Raw genomic sequence first — 16,449 nt, forward strand, 5'->3', positions numbered from 1 at the left:
GCAACAAATAAACAAACAATATCCTTTAATAGTATAATACGATGAAAACAATTTGCTCCGTATTTTTACTTCTCTTGTTACTCGGCTGTACATCATCCAGTGAAAAACTAGCATGGAAAATAGCGAACAATTCCCAAACAAATAAAAAGGAACTTACTCGCTTTTTAGAACATTATAAAACAAATAAGGATAAAGATAAATATAAAGCAGCTTGCTTTCTGATAGAAAATATGCCTAACAAATATTCTATCAATGGAAAAGAACAGAAAATATATGATATTGATATAGTAAAAGCTGACTCTCTCATAAAATCACTAGAGCATTCATTCTTTTTAAAAGAAAAGAGCCCTTATTTGAAAAATTATACTTTCGAACAATTCTGCGAATATATTTTACCATATAGAGTCGCAGATGAACCATTACAATATTATTGGAAATGGGATTGTAATAGAAAAATTGAAAAACAATATACCAACGATATTATTCAAACAGCACAGAATATAAATACTCAAATTAAAATAAAGTTATCTCCTGATTTTTACAAAGATACATTAAAAACATATTCATCTATAATACAGAGTGGATATGGTAAATGTGACGATAGAACTGCATTAGTCACGATGGTCTTGCGGTCAGTAGGAATTCCTGCCGCATTTGAATTTGTACCTTATTGGGGAAGCAATAACAATGGACATTCTTTTGTTTCAATCATATTGCCAGATAACAAAATATATCCACTTCAAAACACAGACAAACAAGCAAATGGAGATTATTACCTATCACGTAAAACCCCCAAAATATATCGTAAGATGTATTCAATACAAGATTTAGCCAAACACGTCGATAATATTCCCGAATTATTTCGTCACAACGACATATTGGATGTTACAAAATTACACAACATCGGCTCTTGTGATGTTACAGTCTCGGCTAATGTAAACAAAGAAAAAGAATTTTTCTTATCTGTATTCTCTCCCCGAAGATGGGTACCTGTTGCTTTTTCCTCTTCTCAAACATTCCATAACATTGGGACTGGAAATAGATACGATGTTGATCGAAATAAAGAAGCTATTGATTTAGGCGATGGCATAGTTTACCTCCCAACTCATTGGGTAAATGAAGAAGCCATTCCAACAGGAAACCCAATAATAGTATCGGAAGATTCAGTAAGAGAAATAAAACCAGACACCAAACATTTTGAAAGAATAGTATGTAAACGCAAATTTCCATTGAATACACGAATTGTTGATTTTTCAAAATTAATGATTATGGGAGTTTTTGAAGGGGCGAATAAAGCAGATTTTTCAGATGCAACGGAACTTTATAAAATAACAAAAACTCCGGAAAGCAGGATGCAAAAGATTGAAATATCTGCAGAGAAATTCTATCGCTACATACGTTATAGGAAACCCAAAGGGACCTTTAGTATAGCAGAATTTTGTTTATATCAATCTGATGAAAAGCTTCTACCATTCTACCCTATAGCTTGTGATGCTATATACGAGGACAGTACTATGCTTAATATTTTCGATGAACAACCACTTACCTATTATCAAGTGAGTGGTGGCATAGACTTATGGGTTGGTATGGATTTATATAAACCTGTGAGGATTTCAAAAATAGGATTTGCTCCACGCAATGACGATAATGCAATAGTTTCAACAGATACTTATGAACTGTTTTATTGGCAGGATCAATGGATCAGTTTAGGGCGGAAAAGACCAGCAGGTGATAGTATCGTTTATGATAACGTTCCTCAAAAGGCTCTGTTATGGTTGCATAATTTGACTAAGGGTCGTGAAGAACGTCCATTCACTTATGAAAATAAAAAACAGATATGGTGGTAAAATTATTTCCAATTATTAAATAATAAAATCATGAAAAAATTCACTTTATTTTTGTCCTTACTTTTAATAGGAAGTGTGGGCTTTTCACAAATTATTCCGGGTGTAAACACCAGTAAACGCAAGGAATATATGATGAGAACGTATAAAATTGATAATCAAAAGGCAAATGAATACGAGCGTTTTTTATTTTCCTTACAGAAAGAAAATGATCAGCTAAAGAACCGGAAAATTAGCTCTACTCAATTTAAAGCGGAACAAAAGAAACTTTATAAAAAATATGGTACAATAATCAGCCAAACATTTTTTGGAGGAAAATATAAAAAATGGAGTTCTTGTACCCAAGAAATGGAACGCTACCAAGTACTAAGTGAAAACAAATTTATTCCATATGAAAAAATGCGTGCTTTGTATAAGGCCGAATCGGAATGGGTAAAAGAACGAGATAAAATGTATAAAGATACTGGAGAATCATGGGAAAAATATGAAAACAGTGATACTATGGTATCCGAGCTAAATATTAAAATAAAACAAATACTAGGAACTGAAAATGGATCTTGGTATATCGAATATAAGAGATTGTCCTTCCGAGCACTTGACAATATGGATAAATATGGAATTACATACAAAGATGCCTTTACCATAGCAAAAATAGAAGATACGTATAAACAAAAACGTGCAAACATACTCAATAGCAATAAAAAAAATGCCGAAAGAGAAGTGGAACTGATGGCTAATGATGATGAGATGGCAAAAGAAATAGCCAAGACTGTTCCGTCTGCTTCTGTAAAATGGAAAAAAGTAAATAATGCAGCATTGGATCATACCTTGAAATCAAAATATGGATTAAATCAGGAGCAAATTAACAAATTCAAGACAGCTTATAATAAGTATGCAATCGAAGAATATAAGATTCTCAATCAAAAAAAATTGCCCGATACCGATAAATACAACCAGCTTTCCCAATTAGGTGAAACCTTCTGTAAGACAGTCAATCCTTTATTTAAGACTGATAGTTATAAAAAATGGTATGGTTGGTGGAAATACGATTTTGAAAGAAAAATGAAAAGAAAAGGATTAAAATGATTATTTTATGAAAAAATCAACTTATATTTATACTGTTTTATGTATAATTGTAATTGCCATTACTATAGTAAATTGCAAAGATGAAGATTTGCTAGAATCAAGTTTACAAACTGACATGAAAGATTTTAGTTTGCAAGAAGCTAAAAACTTTTTTCAAACTCAAGCTCATGCTAATTTAACATTAAGTCGCTCATTGGATAACAAAAGGAATAAAACAGTTTCCCCCGGTGATTTCGTACCTAACTGGGATGCAGCAGTCGGTTCTACCAACAACGGACTCGCTTGCTATGATATTCCTATAACTCCGACTTATCACTTTAAAGCAATTTATGTAGATGAAAGAAATGGCAAACCTTCTGCAGGAAAAGTCAATGTATATCAGAAACTAGTGATAGTAAAAGATGTAAAGAGCAATAGAATGGATCAATACATCTTAACTTTGATACCCTCCCAATTATATGATAGTAGAAATGGTGCACAAACTTGTAACAACTTTATAAATTGTGCAGACAAAGGTGGTTTTACAGGCGTAGCATTATATTCCTGTGTATATTCACAAGTAACAGCACGGATAAGTACTTTTAAGAACGGAGTAAAAACGAGAGGAGTATTTTTATTGAATGCTTCAGGGAAAACCAATTTGTCTAATAAGAATGAGCAGGCTCGTGCATTAGCATCTACTGTATATATTCAAAAGAAAAAGATAGTTTTGACTCGTGGAGAAGATGACTATGATTATACTTATGATGGTGGATGGTTTGATGATGTTATCGTCACTCCAGAACCCGATTACAGTGAGTGGGGAGACAAGGATATGGAAGATTGGTTAAATTCTTCAAGACCAGATACCACGCCAATAGATCCAGAACCGACAGAACCGGAATCGCCAAGTCAGGAAGATGATACTGTGACAGAAAATAATAATGGAGACCAAAATCCTGATGAAAAATCGATTCCTTTATCTACAACTGAAAAAGAAACTGTAAATAGACTTTTAGTCCAACTAGAAAAGCTTAAGAATATTGATCGAACGAAATATACAATTGAAAAACAAAACTATTGTCGTTCAACTGCACGTACAAATAAGGATGGAATTCTTCAACTATGTCAGTTATTTTTTAGCTCGGAAAATCTAACAGAAATAGATAGAATAGCCACAATATGGCATGAGATGTACCATATTGACCATAGGCATTATGGGAAACTTGAAATGACGATTCTAGAAAAAGCGATTGTCCTAAATCCTCCACCACATATTGAAAAGATATTGAATGAAAGATTGGATGTAATGTACGGTAAATATACAATAACTCCCGAAACAAGAGAAGCTGATTTTAAGCAAGAATTAATTATTGATCGCTATGGAACAGTTGAATATTATAAAAATGAATTAGAGACGCATAAAGCAGAACGCGAAAACTTTCCAGAGGTATCACATTATTATGAAAATGAAAGAACTTGGCTAGAGTGGACTTATGAACAACTTCTAATAATTGCTAGAGAACAATCATCAAATAAATAAAATTATGAATACAATTAAATCTTTTTTTACAGGTATATTATTGTGTATGTCAATTCTTAGCAAGGGACAAACACAGGATTTAGAAATTGCTTTTACTTATAACAGACAAGACAATGCTTTGATTCTAAAACTTTACAATAATACAGATAAAGAAATAATAGTATTGAATCAAAGTCTATTGAATGAATCATCTGGAAGTTGCATTATTTTAACTGAAGAACATGATAATGGACAAAGTGATCTAATCATCTCACTATATGACTATGAAGATGGGCAGTGGATCCGCTCAAAAACAATAAGTCCTAACGAAAGATTAGAACTTTTTTATTTATTTAAAGCTATCCCTGCAAATAATGTTATAAGAGCTAGATTATTCCTCTCCACATACTTTAGAGATAGGAAGACAGGAAAATTAGTTAGCAGAAGATACAAAAATGATTTACGCATAGAATAAATTAAATGATAACAAGTAAACATTTATTCATTAGTATTGCGCTTTTGGATATTTCTACTTTTTGCACTGTCCACGAAGTGGAAATTAATTTTTCTTATGATAAACCGAATAATTCTTTAACCCTTATACTTACTAATAATACAGACAAAGAGATTTTAGTTATGAATCAGGGGCAGTTAAGTGAATTTAGTGGGAGCCATATTGTTTTAACAGAATCTTCTAATGAGAAGAGTGCGGATTTGACGATTTGTCTATTCACTCTTGAAAGCGGAAAATGGATATTACACAAGAGGTTATCTTCCAAAAGAAGAATGGAACTCTTCTATCCTTTAGATTCTATCCCAACCAATAATGTAACAAGGGCACATTTGTTTCTTTCAACATATTCTAATGATGAAAAAACTGGAAAACTAACTCCTAAAAAATATGAGAAGAATTTATATATAGATTAAGAAGCTTTATTACACAATACTGTTCTATAAAAATTAGTGCCGATCGATTATGAAAATTATTATTTTCCAGCATTCTTTGCATAAAACAAGACCAAGAGTGCTAGAAAATTTAGAGCGTAGTATGAAAAACTATTCTATTGTAACTATCAGAATACAAGATATATTACTTATATCAATATGCATATTACTGTTCTTAAATAGAGCTGTACCTATTGACTACTCATCAATTTGGCGAGTGGCTGTATTATGCCTTATATATATTTGTATACGCATTATATCAAAACAATATCGCAATTACCTATTGCACATGGTCTATATTTGGGGAATTACCGAAGTCATCATTTCAATACTTCAAAAAGCGAATTATTTAGAGAGCAATCATCATGATTTTGGAATCACAGGAACGTTTGGAAATCCAGGACCATTAGGTGGATTATTAGCAGTATGCTGGATAGTATCTATTTTTTTCATTGATGAAAACATACAAAATAAGCATCGTATATTAACATTGTCATTTTGCATGATAGCCTGTTTTATTTTATATGGTTTACTATTATCTGGTTCACGCGCCGGATGGACAGCCGCATTGGCAGGAAGCATGATATTCCTATGGCAATGGTTAAAAAGGAAACATACAATCAAAGTCAAACCAACTCTTTTGAAATCAGGTTTTCTGCTTATCATCACCGTTTTTATCATATCAATCTACTTTATAAGAAGAGATTCGGCAGATGGCCGATTGCTAATATGGTATAACACTATAAAGATGATAGAAGATTATCCTCTATTCGGTATTGGGACCGGAGGTTGGCAAGCTAATTATATGCTTTATCAGGCTGAATATTTCCTACAAAACCCAAATTCTCCATACATATTATTAGCTGACAATATTTTTTACACGTACAACGAATTCTTACATATAACAGCTGAACAGGGAATAGTTGGATTAGTTGTTGTTTCATGGTTGTTTTATGCATTATTTAGTCATAAAGACAAGAATAATACTGACCTTTGCCTGAAATCCGCCTTAATCACTTTTCTAATCTTCTCTTTTTTTTCTTATCCTAGCGAGATTTTTCCATTAGAAATATTATTCATCAGCATAATAGGAATGATGAGAAGTAACACCATAAAAGTGTTTACAATATCAATTTATACCAAATACATCATTAGAAGTATAGTCTCCATCTCTATTGTATGTATATCAATCTGGTCCTATCATATTTACCATAAAACTTTTACCACAATTATCAGGATAGTTGATAAAAATAAAATATCCGAAGAAGCCCATTCTCAACTATCCACATTATACCCATTATTTTGTTATAATCCACAGTTAATGTACATCTACTCAAAAAGTAGTTTAGAAGATTATCCTTTAAATACAAAACTACAAATATTACAAACAGCTGCCCGAATTGCTCCTAATAGTGAACTATATATCAAGATGGGAGATTTTTGGAAACAAAAAAGAGATTATGCTCAAGCTGAAGCATGCTATCAAACGGCAGCTGCCATGATTCCACATCATATTACCCCTTCGTACAAACTGTTCCAGCTTCATATAGAGGAAGGGAATATAAATGCAGCTATCAATATGGGAAATAACCTTTTAAAACAACCGATAAAGAAAAAAGGAACAAAAGCTTTACGAATGGAAGCTGAAGTTTTAGAGTTTCTTCATAAAGAAAAGAATATAAAGAGAACACAATAAGTATTTAAGTAAGTCGTAAAAATTAAATTATACTAAGCAGTATGGGTAAAATTTATATAGAGTTCCGTACCAACTGCAGCCAAGGCTCTATTAGTGGCATCCATCAGGGTTTGTGTGGAGAAATAATCCGTCGGCCTGAGCCATTTGCCCTTGAGGATACGCCACAGTGTCTCAGCAATGTTTAGATGCGGGCTGTATGGTGGCAGAAAGAACAGAAAAAGACCGCGCTTCTCCCATATCGGTCTGAGTTCAGAAATGAGTTTGCACCGATGTACCTTGGCATTGTCCAGAACAACGAATGTTTTCTTACCAATGCGAAAGGAAAGTTGGTCGAGAAAGTCGGCAACCTTATCTGCTGTTATGCTTTCACTTGTGGAGAATCCATCATAACGGTTGTTTCGGTCAATCATGCCGAAGATGTTGTGTTTCGGTTCATTCAGCGTAAACCTAGAGACATAAATTCCTCATTCTTCCTGGGTGATACGTTCTTCCTTCATGGTTTCACTATCCAACAACGGCCATTCTTCCTGAGTGAAAGGAAATGTCTTCTCTGTTTCTCCATCATCTGCCAATAAAGTAATCGGAGTCTTTAATGGGAACTTGATACGAGTATATTGGAAGGCTGCACTGGAAGTAAATTGTTCCAGAAACAATTTGAAATCTTCACCGTCTTGCATAGTCAGTTCACCATCAACTTTTGCCCTGGAACTATTACCGCAGGAAATCAGAGAAACACCTGCAAGCAACCTCATAGCCAGCAAGCAGCATACAAACTTTTTAGTTCTCATAACACGATATAATTTAAGAGTTTAATCGACACCGCAATGATAGTAACAAGTTTGGTTCTGCAATACTTTTATACATTAAATTACTGCCAATCAAGTTGCAAAAGGAACTTCGTTATCACGTTCAATATAAAGACTTTTAGAAAAATATCTGATTCCATTCGTTTACGTCCAAACCTACCAAACACTATAATTTAGAATAATGTACGTTTTCATCCTAATAATGTACTATTTATTCATACCTAAATACTTATTTCTCCTGTCCTTTGTAACAGATAAACAAACAATATCCTTTAATAGTATAATACGATGAAAACAATTTGCTCCGTATTTTTACTTCTCTTGTTACTCGGCTGTACATCATCCAGTGAAAAACTAGCATGGGAAATAGCAAACAATTCATCTATAATACAGAATGGATATGGTAAATGTGACGATAGAACTGCATTAGTCACTATGGCCTTACAGCCAGTAGGAATTCCTGTCGCATTTGAATTTGTACTTTATTGGAGAAGCAACAACAATGGACATTCTTTGGTTTCAATCATATTACCAGACAACAAAATATATCTTTCAAAACAGAGACAAACAAGCAAACGGAGATTATTACTTATCACGTACCTCCCCCCCCAAAAAAAATATATCGTAAGATGTATTCAGTAAGAGAAATACAACCAGACAGCAAACATCTTGAAAAAATAGTATAAATATGAAAGGAATATTATTAGTTTTAGCACTATCTTGCATCTTTGCTTGCTCGTGTCCTCACTATTTTAAAAGAAATAAGGTGTCAACGATGGATTTACTGACTCGAAAGAGTTGGTATTTAACGAAAGGAACATCACCCAATATTATATATAAAGTAACATATAATAAACAAATGACCAAGTCACGCCTCTGGTTCAAAAATACTAATCCTAAAAAATACCCTAATGTCGAAAGAAACTTCACCGGTTCAGTCAAGTATTATTTGTCAGACTCAATAGAAAGTATTTTTAAACCTGACAAAGTAGGACAAAAAAAGTATGGGAATTATATCATACATGAGAATGGAAGCGTTACAGAAATAGTAAAGCTAAATTGTGACACGTTGATTACAAAAGGTATTCATCCTGATACAGCGATTTACATTGGATATGGCCCATTGCTATACATTACAAAACCATAAAAACGATGTGACTATAATTGTTCTATGCTAAGAGTACAACTTAACATAATAGATATGAGGGTGTGTCAAAATTCCCTTTTTGAAGAAATGACCCCTGCTATAGCTATCTGTGGCAGGGGTAAATCTTTATATTCAGGCATTATGACACACCCTCATTCTATTTGGTACCAGAGAATAAATTCAACTTTTTGAAGTTATCCAATGGAGTGCATATTGTTTATGTTATTGGATAGCAAGAATATTTTCACAAAAACAACAATGGTGCTGGTTTCCTTATCTTCCTCAGAAAAGAATACATGCATTATCAAGCACAATATTTCAGGTTACATACACATTCGCCGTATGCAATGTCAGCGGATAACATCACTTATCCGCATAACTATTCACTAGAACTACAAGAAAGTGAAAAAGCAGAAATATATTTGGAGAAACATCAGGCAGAATTACAACCAGTGCCAGGGCTATTAGATGTGTATGCTCAATATTATCACCTTCACTTTTCATCTTGTGTAAATCTATCTGTCTTAAAACAAGCTGCATTCATTCTTCCAAGTTCAGAATTGTACTGTGATTTAGAAGATTCCAATAAAAAGCTTAATCAAACAAACGAAGCAATTGCATGTTACGTTTTAGCTGGTGAACTACTTTTTCCTCAAATACTCATACCCAAATCGGCAGTACAGACACTTTCGCTTATCACAGTACTCTTTTCGCAATTGTATCAACGCCTGACTATCCGCCGCACTGAATACCGGAAGCCCGGCATCACTCCACGAACGGATGATATGATTATTCTCCGCTTTCAATTCTTCCAAAAAGCGTCCGGCACGTTCACACATTCGTTCATCCGCTTTGTGCAAACCGTAAGTATAAAGAAAAGGGACCACCGTATTAATGATTATCAGATCCTTGGAACGCTCTCCCATCGTCTTTATCTTTTGTGAAGAAAGTCGCCCGAATAAATAATGATTCTCCCAATAGGGAGACGTACGTGTATCCAATAAAGTTCTCACATCCGTCAAAGTATCCGCCTCCAATAAACGTGAAAACAACTTATCCCCTTTCTGATAGAGATAGGCCAACTGTGCCAGACGAATATGCGGAAAGTTTTCCGGACGAAGCCGAAGAAAACGCCATAAGGTGGCATCCATCCCCTGCCCGATTTCAAACTTCCGCTGCAAATAATGGAACTCTCTGCAGAGACGAAGACTATACTCGTCTTCCTGTCCTTTTTTCAAGAATGTCTCTTCCAGCAACCCTGCCAAGCCATAGAAAAAAGCCTCTATCTGAAACAAATTATTCCGGTGCTTATCCATCGCACGAAACGGCAGCAAGCCCGCCCACGTTTCAAAAGCTTCTCCATTCAAGCCGAAACCGAAATTACGGGCAAGAGTGATAAAGAAAGCATCTTCCCAATTACGGTTACATCGCTCGAGGCGCTGTGCTATCAATTGTGCTTTCTGCTCTAAACGTTCCGTTTGCAAAGCAGTCAGCCAGGAATGAACGGTCAGTTTAGGAAGAGAGGCAAGGATGGGATAACAAGCCGGATACTGATCGGATACACAAAGTTCATGGTAATGTAGCTGCACATTTTCCGGACAAGTCAGCAATAGTTGTGGTATTTGCTCACCGTTGGTACGGGTTACTTCCGTATCCACCTCGCTCACCACATGGAGAATCACAGAATCGTAGGCTTTGTCACAATGATGCCTGTGGCGGAACCAGTCGGAAGAATATGTATGTATTTCGATATTTCCCACCCATACGATGCCGTCAATCTTCAGTTTCGCGTTGAAAAAGTCGGGACCGGCATTGGGATTTTGCAGACCGGCATCAATCACTTCTACCGGTAAGCCATGGGTGGTTTGCAGTACTTTCAGGGGAAATAATTTATGTTTCCACACGTAGTGGAGAAGATGTTCCATGTTAACAAGACGTTAATGTACACTGCAAATATAATAAAAATCTTATCTTTGCGACTATTATTTTGAATATAAGTCAGAAAACAATGAAAATAGCACTGATCGGTTACGGAAAAATGGGCAAAGAGATAGAAAAGGTTGCCCGGAATCGCGGACATGAAATCGTCTGCATCATTGATATCAATAATCAGGATGACTTCGAATCGGAAGCTTTTAAATCGGCCGATGTAGCCATTGAGTTTACCAATCCGATGGCGGCTTACAGCAATTATATGAAAACGTTCAAGGCAGGCGTGAAACTGGTATCCGGAAGCACCGGATGGATGGCCGAACATGGTGAAGAAATCAAGAAGCTCTGCACGGAAGAGGGTAAAACACTCTTCTGGTCGTCCAACTTCAGCCTGGGAGTCAGCATATTCTCTGCTGTCAACAAGTATCTGGCTAAGATTATGAACCAGTTCCCCACTTATGATATCACCATGAGCGAGACACATCATATTCATAAACTGGATGCCCCTAGCGGAACAGCCATCACATTGGCAGAAGGCATTCTGGAAAAGATGGACCGTAAGGACAAATGGGTGAAAGGAACTTTCCTTGCACCGGACGGAACCATTAGCGGAACCAACGATTGCGCGCCTAATGAACTTCCTATCGCCTCTATCCGCGAAGGAGAGGTATTCGGGCTCCATACCATTCGCTATGAATCTGATGTAGACAGCATCACTATCACGCATGACGCCAAAAGTCGTGGCGGATTTGTATTGGGAGCCGTATTAGCTGCCGAATATACCGCCACACACGAGGGTTTTTTGGGCATGAGTGATTTATTCCCATTTTTGAACGACTAAGATTTCAAGAACCTAGTTCCAAACAAATATAAGATTATGAAACAAGCCACACGCGCACAATGGATCAAATTCACCATTGTTATTCTACTTTATCTCGTCTTCCTACTCTGGGTACGGAGTTGGTGGGGATTGATTGTTGTTCCTTTCATTTTCGATATTTATATCACAAAGAAAATACCCTGGTCTTTTTGGAAAAAGTCGAAGAATCCGGTTGTCCGTAGTGTGATGAGTTGGGTGGATGCCATCGTTTTTGCATTGGTTGCTGTCTACTTCGTCAATATCTACATCTTCCAGAATTACCAGATTCCTTCCTCTTCGCTGGAAAAATCATTGCTGGTAGGCGATTTCCTGTATGTAAGCAAGATGAGCTACGGTCCCCGCGTACCGAATACTCCGCTTTCTATGCCGTTGGCACAACACACGCTGCCTGTCTTCAATACCAAATCGTATATCGAGTGGCCACAATGGAAATACAAAAGGGTACCGGGTTTCGGCAAAGTGAAACTGAATGACATTGTTGTCTTCAATTTCCCGGCAGGAGACACGGTGGCAGTAAACTTCCAACAGACAACGGACTTCTATACGCTGGCTTACGGTGAAGGACAACGTATCTACTCCAAACAGATTGAAATGGATAGCCTGACACGTTCACAGCAACGCGCGATCTACGATCTCTACTACGCTGCCGGACGTAAACAGATTCTGAACAATCCGCGTACTTACGGTAAAGTACTATGGCGTCCGGTAGACCGTCGCGAGAATTATGTGAAACGTTGTGTCGGCTTGCCCGGTGATACATTGCAAATTGTAGAAGGACAGGTGATGATTGACGGTAAGGCGATTGAGAACCCCGAAAACCTGCAATTCAACTACTTCGTACAGACTACCGGCCCGTACATTCCGGAAGATATGCTCCGTGAATTAGGTATCAGCAAAGATGACACCATGCTGATAGAAGACTCCGGCTGGGAAAACGGATTGCTGGAAATGGGACTGGATAGCCGAAATGCACAAGGTAAACTGAATCCGGTATATCATCTTCCATTGACTAAAAAGATGTATGACACCCTCCTTGGCAATAAAAAGCTAATCAGCAAAATAGTAATGGAGCCGGAAGAATATGCCGGACAGATGTACCCGCTGAACCTTTATACCCAATGGAACCGCAACAATTACGGTCCGGTCTGGATTCCTGCCAAAGGAGCTACCATCACCCTCACAGAAGACAACCTGCCTATCTATGAGCGTTGCATCGTAGCCTACGAAGGCAACAAACTGGAAGTGAAATCGGACGGCATCTACATCAACAGTGAAAAGACCAATGAATATACCTTCAAAATGGATTATTACTGGATGATGGGTGACAACCGCCACAACTCCGCCGACTCCCGTTACTGGGGTTTTGTACCCGAAGATCACGTAGTGGGCAAACCGATTGTCGCATGGCTGTCGCTTGACAAAGACCGTGGATGGTTCGACGGCAAGATTCGCTGGAACCGCCTCTTCAAGTGGGTAGACTGATAAATGTACGGATAGCATAGAGTGATAAGGTGATAAAAGTCGATGAACATTCGTAAATTCAAATGGATATTAGCAATTGTCGGAGCAGTAGTCGTAGTACTTCTGCTCCGGGGATTTGCTTTTACGTCCTGTCTTATCCCTTCCATCGGTATGGAGAATTCCATTTTTCAGGGTGAACGCATCCTGGTCAACAAATGGAGTTACGGGCTGCGGATTCCTTTCATGTCGCTTTTCTCTTATCACCGCTGGTGCGAGAGCCCTGTACGCCGGCAAGATATTGTAGTGTTCAATAATCCTGCCGGAATCCGGCAACCTGTCATCGACCGCCGGGAAATCTATATCAGCCGTTGTCTCGGAGTTCCGGGAGATACGTTACTGGTAGATTCCCTTTTCTCTGTTATTTCTCCGGAGGTGCAGTTTAATCCGGATAAGAAAAGACTTTATTCGTATCCCGCTTCAAAAGAAAACCTAATGACATCACTCATGCACACTCTTTCCATCACCAACGACGGATTGATGGGAAGTAATGACACTATCCATGTGCGCAGTTTCAGCCGTTACGAATATTATCTGTTGGAACAAGCTATAAGTGGAAAAGAGAGTTTTATCCAGCCTTTGTCAAGCAAGGAAGATGCTGAGCCGAATCCGCTGATTGTTCCCGGGAAAGGGAAATTTATCCGGGTATATCCCTGGAACATAACTTTGTTGCGGAATACTCTCGTAATGCACGAAGGCAAACAGGCAGAAATCAAAGACGACACTCTTTATGTGGACGGCAAACCAACACAACACTGTTATTTCACCCAAAATTATTATTGGATGGGCTCTAACAATGCCATGAACCTGACCGATTCACGGCTCTTCGGATTTGTTCCGCAAGACCATATCATTGGAAAAGCTTCCATCATTTGGTTCTCTAAAGAAAAAGGGACAGGCTTGTTTGACGGATATCGATGGAACCGTTTCTTCAGAACGGTGAAATAATCTTCCGGATCATAAAGAACAAACCCTCCACAATATCCTTAATAATAGAACCTCCTAAACGAATTAAAATGAAAGAAATGAACATAGCTTATTTATCTTCAGCCTATCTCGCTCCCATCGAATATTATACCAAACTACTGGCTTATGATAAAGTGTTTGTAGAACAATACGACCATTATATAAAACAAACCTACCGCAACCGGTGCACCATTGCCGGTCCATCGGGTGAATTAGTTCTTTCCATCCCGACCGTAAAGCCCGATACATTGAAGTGTCCAATGAAAGATATCCGCATCTCCGACCACGGCAACTGGCGACATCTGCATTGGAATGCCATCGAATCGGCCTATAACAGTACCCCTTTTTTCGAATATTACAAGGACGATTTCCGTCCCTTCTACGAAAAGAAATATGTTTTTTTAATCGATTTCAACGAAGAACTCTGCCGGATGATCTGTGAATTGATCGATATTCACCCCACCATTGAGCGTACTTCCGAATATAAGATGGAGTTTGCTCCCGGAGAATTCGATTTTCGGGAAGTCATTCATCCGAAAAAGGATTTCAGGGAAATGGATACAGAGTTTGTTCCACAATCTTACTATCAGGTTTTTGAGTCCAAACTGGGTTTCCTGCCTAATTTGAGTATCATAGACTTGTTGTTCAATATGGGACCGGAAAGTCTGTTGGTACTAAGCAAGCATGACAAATGAGGATAATTGTTGATACAAATCTATGGATTTCACTCATGCTAGGACGCAAGATTGCAACGATGTGTACACTGGTAAGTGTCTCCGCGATTCTATATAGTGTGCTAAAACAAACAAATAACCGCACTACAAATTTGGGCAGAGAGTAGTGAATCAGCTGTAGCAGTGTTCATTACACTCGCCATTCTTGAAAGACTGTCCTCCCGTTAGTCAAACGTATTCGGTTTTATAAGATTTTTGTTTGCGATCATTCATACTTGTCTTGTATAAAGTTGGTTCGTTCTCTTGCTTCATATTTCGGTTGCTCTATTCCGTTCCGCTTGCCACTTTCAATACACTTCAGTAGCCATGCCATGTTCTGCCCCAATACACGCATGGTTTGCAGTCCTTCTTTGTCCTTTCGCACATCTTCAGGAGTAAACCCATGTACCGAATTCCAATATTGGGAAGAAACAATCGGCATGTTGCAGATGGTGAAATATTGATTCAGTTGTTCGAAAGTGGCAGAAGCCCCTCCACGACGACATGAAACCACTGCCGCACCGACTTTCCCCGCCATTCGATTTTCAGTGGCATAAAATATCCGGTTCAGAAAAGATACAAGTTGGCCTGTTGGTCCGCTGTAATAGACAGGCGAACCAATAACGATGCCGTCAAACTCCTCCAACCGTTCTTGTATATCTTTCACCAAATCATCACGGAAGCAATGTCCTGTTTTCATACAGATTCCGCAAGCAATGCAACCTGCTATCGGTTTCTTGCCCAAATAGAGCAACTCCGTTTCAATACCGTTCGCCTGCAAGGTCATTTCCAATTCATGCAAGGCAGTATAAGTGCAGCCCTCTTTATTAGGGCTGCCATTGATAAGCAATACTTTCATTGGGCTTAAAATTTATGAGCCAGTTCTGCCGCTTGTTTGCAACCGTCTGTCTTGTCAATGTCACCTGCTTCCAGTACACCTGGTACAAGCACTTCTCCCACCATTTCCCATTTGAGCAGGGCAGCAGAGCGTTGAAGTGGTATACGGACACCATCCATTACCGTCAAATCATCTTCTTCGCAGCAAGTTATCAAACCATATTTCTTACCGGAAATCTCTTTGCCGGCTATGCAGAATGAATAAATACGATCTATCACTCCTTTTATCTGTGCCGGAATAGAGTACCAATAGACAGGCATGGTAAATACTACTACATCAGCTTCAAGAATGGAAGGCGCAATAAGGTTAAAATCATCGTCAAAAGAACACGCCTTGCCTGTTTTGAAGCAAGTTTGGCAGGCATGGCAACCACCTATCTTCATAAACGCGGCATCAAATCGCTTTACCGTATGTCCACATTGCTCGGCTTCCCGAATAAAAGCATCCGTCATGGCAAAACTGTTGCCATGCTTACGCGGGCTTCCTGTAACAACCACTATTTTCATCTTTCTCCTCA

At 37.8% G+C, this 16,449-nt stretch carries 15 protein-coding genes and 1 pseudogene; 11 read left to right on the forward strand and 5 right to left on the reverse strand.

Annotation, left to right across the window (positions count from 1 at the left end):
• The first annotated feature begins 41 nt into the window (after positions 1–41).
• Genes AB9N12_RS06910 through AB9N12_RS06935 form a run of 6 tightly spaced genes read left to right on the forward strand, consistent with a single transcriptional unit; the run spans position 42 to position 7,072 of the window.
• Positions 42–1,847 (forward strand): transglutaminase domain-containing protein, encoded by a 1,806-nt coding sequence (locus AB9N12_RS06910; RefSeq protein WP_369890861.1) that lies wholly within the window; start codon positions 42–44, stop codon positions 1,845–1,847.
• Positions 1,848–1,877: 30 nt separating this feature from the next.
• Positions 1,878–2,930, forward strand: a complete 1,053-nt coding sequence (locus tag AB9N12_RS06915; RefSeq protein ID WP_369890863.1) for a hypothetical protein — start codon at positions 1,878–1,880, stop codon at positions 2,928–2,930.
• Between the two features lie 7 nt (positions 2,931–2,937).
• Positions 2,938–4,452 (forward strand): hypothetical protein, encoded by a 1,515-nt coding sequence (locus tag AB9N12_RS06920; protein ID WP_369890864.1) that lies wholly within the window; start codon positions 2,938–2,940, stop codon positions 4,450–4,452.
• Between the two features lie 4 nt (positions 4,453–4,456).
• Entirely contained in the window at positions 4,457–4,906 is a 450-nt protein-coding gene (locus tag AB9N12_RS06925; protein ID WP_369890866.1) for a hypothetical protein, read from the forward strand.
• Positions 4,907–4,911: 5 nt separating this feature from the next.
• Positions 4,912–5,358, forward strand: a complete 447-nt coding sequence (locus AB9N12_RS06930; RefSeq protein ID WP_369890868.1) for a hypothetical protein — start codon at positions 4,912–4,914, stop codon at positions 5,356–5,358.
• A gap of 49 nt (positions 5,359–5,407) precedes the next feature.
• Complete coding sequence (locus AB9N12_RS06935; RefSeq protein WP_369890871.1) at positions 5,408–7,072, forward strand: O-antigen ligase family protein; 1,665 nt, start codon at positions 5,408–5,410, stop codon at positions 7,070–7,072.
• 32 nt (positions 7,073–7,104) lie between these two features.
• Here the strand turns inward: AB9N12_RS06935 and AB9N12_RS06940 are convergent, their stop codons facing one another.
• The gene (locus AB9N12_RS06940; RefSeq protein WP_369892828.1) at positions 7,105–7,533 is read right to left on the reverse strand and encodes a transposase; all 429 of its coding nucleotides are present in this window, start codon (positions 7,531–7,533) and stop codon (positions 7,105–7,107) included.
• A 6-nt stretch (positions 7,534–7,539) separates the two neighbouring features.
• Positions 7,540–7,860 (reverse strand): annotated as a pseudogene (locus tag AB9N12_RS06945) (DUF4348 domain-containing protein); the annotation flags it as partial.
• A gap of 793 nt (positions 7,861–8,653) precedes the next feature.
• Here AB9N12_RS06945 and AB9N12_RS06950 point away from each other — a divergent pair.
• Positions 8,654–9,025, forward strand: a complete 372-nt coding sequence (locus tag AB9N12_RS06950) for a hypothetical protein (RefSeq protein WP_369890873.1) — start codon at positions 8,654–8,656, stop codon at positions 9,023–9,025.
• A 641-nt stretch (positions 9,026–9,666) separates the two neighbouring features.
• On the opposite strand, the gene AB9N12_RS06955 is transcribed toward AB9N12_RS06950, so the two are convergent.
• Positions 9,667–10,950, reverse strand: a complete 1,284-nt coding sequence (locus AB9N12_RS06955; RefSeq protein ID WP_369890875.1) for a DUF2851 family protein — start codon at positions 10,948–10,950, stop codon at positions 9,667–9,669.
• Positions 10,951–11,033: 83 nt separating this feature from the next.
• Here AB9N12_RS06955 and dapB point away from each other — a divergent pair, with 83 nt between their 5' ends.
• The 4 genes from dapB (at position 11,034) to AB9N12_RS06975 (ending at position 15,016) form a co-directional block, all read left to right on the forward strand.
• A complete protein-coding gene (gene dapB, locus AB9N12_RS06960) occupies positions 11,034–11,798 on the forward strand; it encodes a 4-hydroxy-tetrahydrodipicolinate reductase (protein WP_369890877.1) in 765 nt (254 codons plus the stop codon).
• A 36-nt stretch (positions 11,799–11,834) separates the two neighbouring features.
• Complete coding sequence (locus AB9N12_RS06965; RefSeq protein ID WP_369890879.1) at positions 11,835–13,319, forward strand: S26 family signal peptidase; 1,485 nt, start codon at positions 11,835–11,837, stop codon at positions 13,317–13,319.
• Between the two features lie 42 nt (positions 13,320–13,361).
• Complete coding sequence (gene lepB, locus AB9N12_RS06970) at positions 13,362–14,303, forward strand: signal peptidase I (RefSeq protein ID WP_369890881.1); 942 nt, start codon at positions 13,362–13,364, stop codon at positions 14,301–14,303.
• A gap of 68 nt (positions 14,304–14,371) precedes the next feature.
• Positions 14,372–15,016, forward strand: coding sequence for a WbqC family protein (locus AB9N12_RS06975; RefSeq protein WP_369890883.1), 645 nt, complete (start codon positions 14,372–14,374; stop codon positions 15,014–15,016).
• Positions 15,017–15,260: 244 nt separating this feature from the next.
• Here the strand turns inward: AB9N12_RS06975 and AB9N12_RS06980 are convergent, their stop codons facing one another.
• Positions 15,261–15,893: a flavodoxin family protein gene (locus AB9N12_RS06980; RefSeq protein WP_369890885.1), complete on the reverse strand. Its 633-nt coding sequence runs from the start codon at positions 15,891–15,893 to the stop codon at positions 15,261–15,263.
• A 5-nt stretch (positions 15,894–15,898) separates the two neighbouring features.
• The gene (locus AB9N12_RS06985) at positions 15,899–16,438 is read right to left on the reverse strand and encodes a flavodoxin family protein (RefSeq protein ID WP_369890887.1); all 540 of its coding nucleotides are present in this window, start codon (positions 16,436–16,438) and stop codon (positions 15,899–15,901) included.
• Positions 16,439–16,449: the final 11 nt, after the last annotated feature.

Origin of the sequence: Bacteroides sp. AN502(2024) (assembly GCF_041227145.1) — a bacterium.
Lineage (GTDB): Bacteria > Bacteroidota > Bacteroidia > Bacteroidales > Bacteroidaceae > Bacteroides.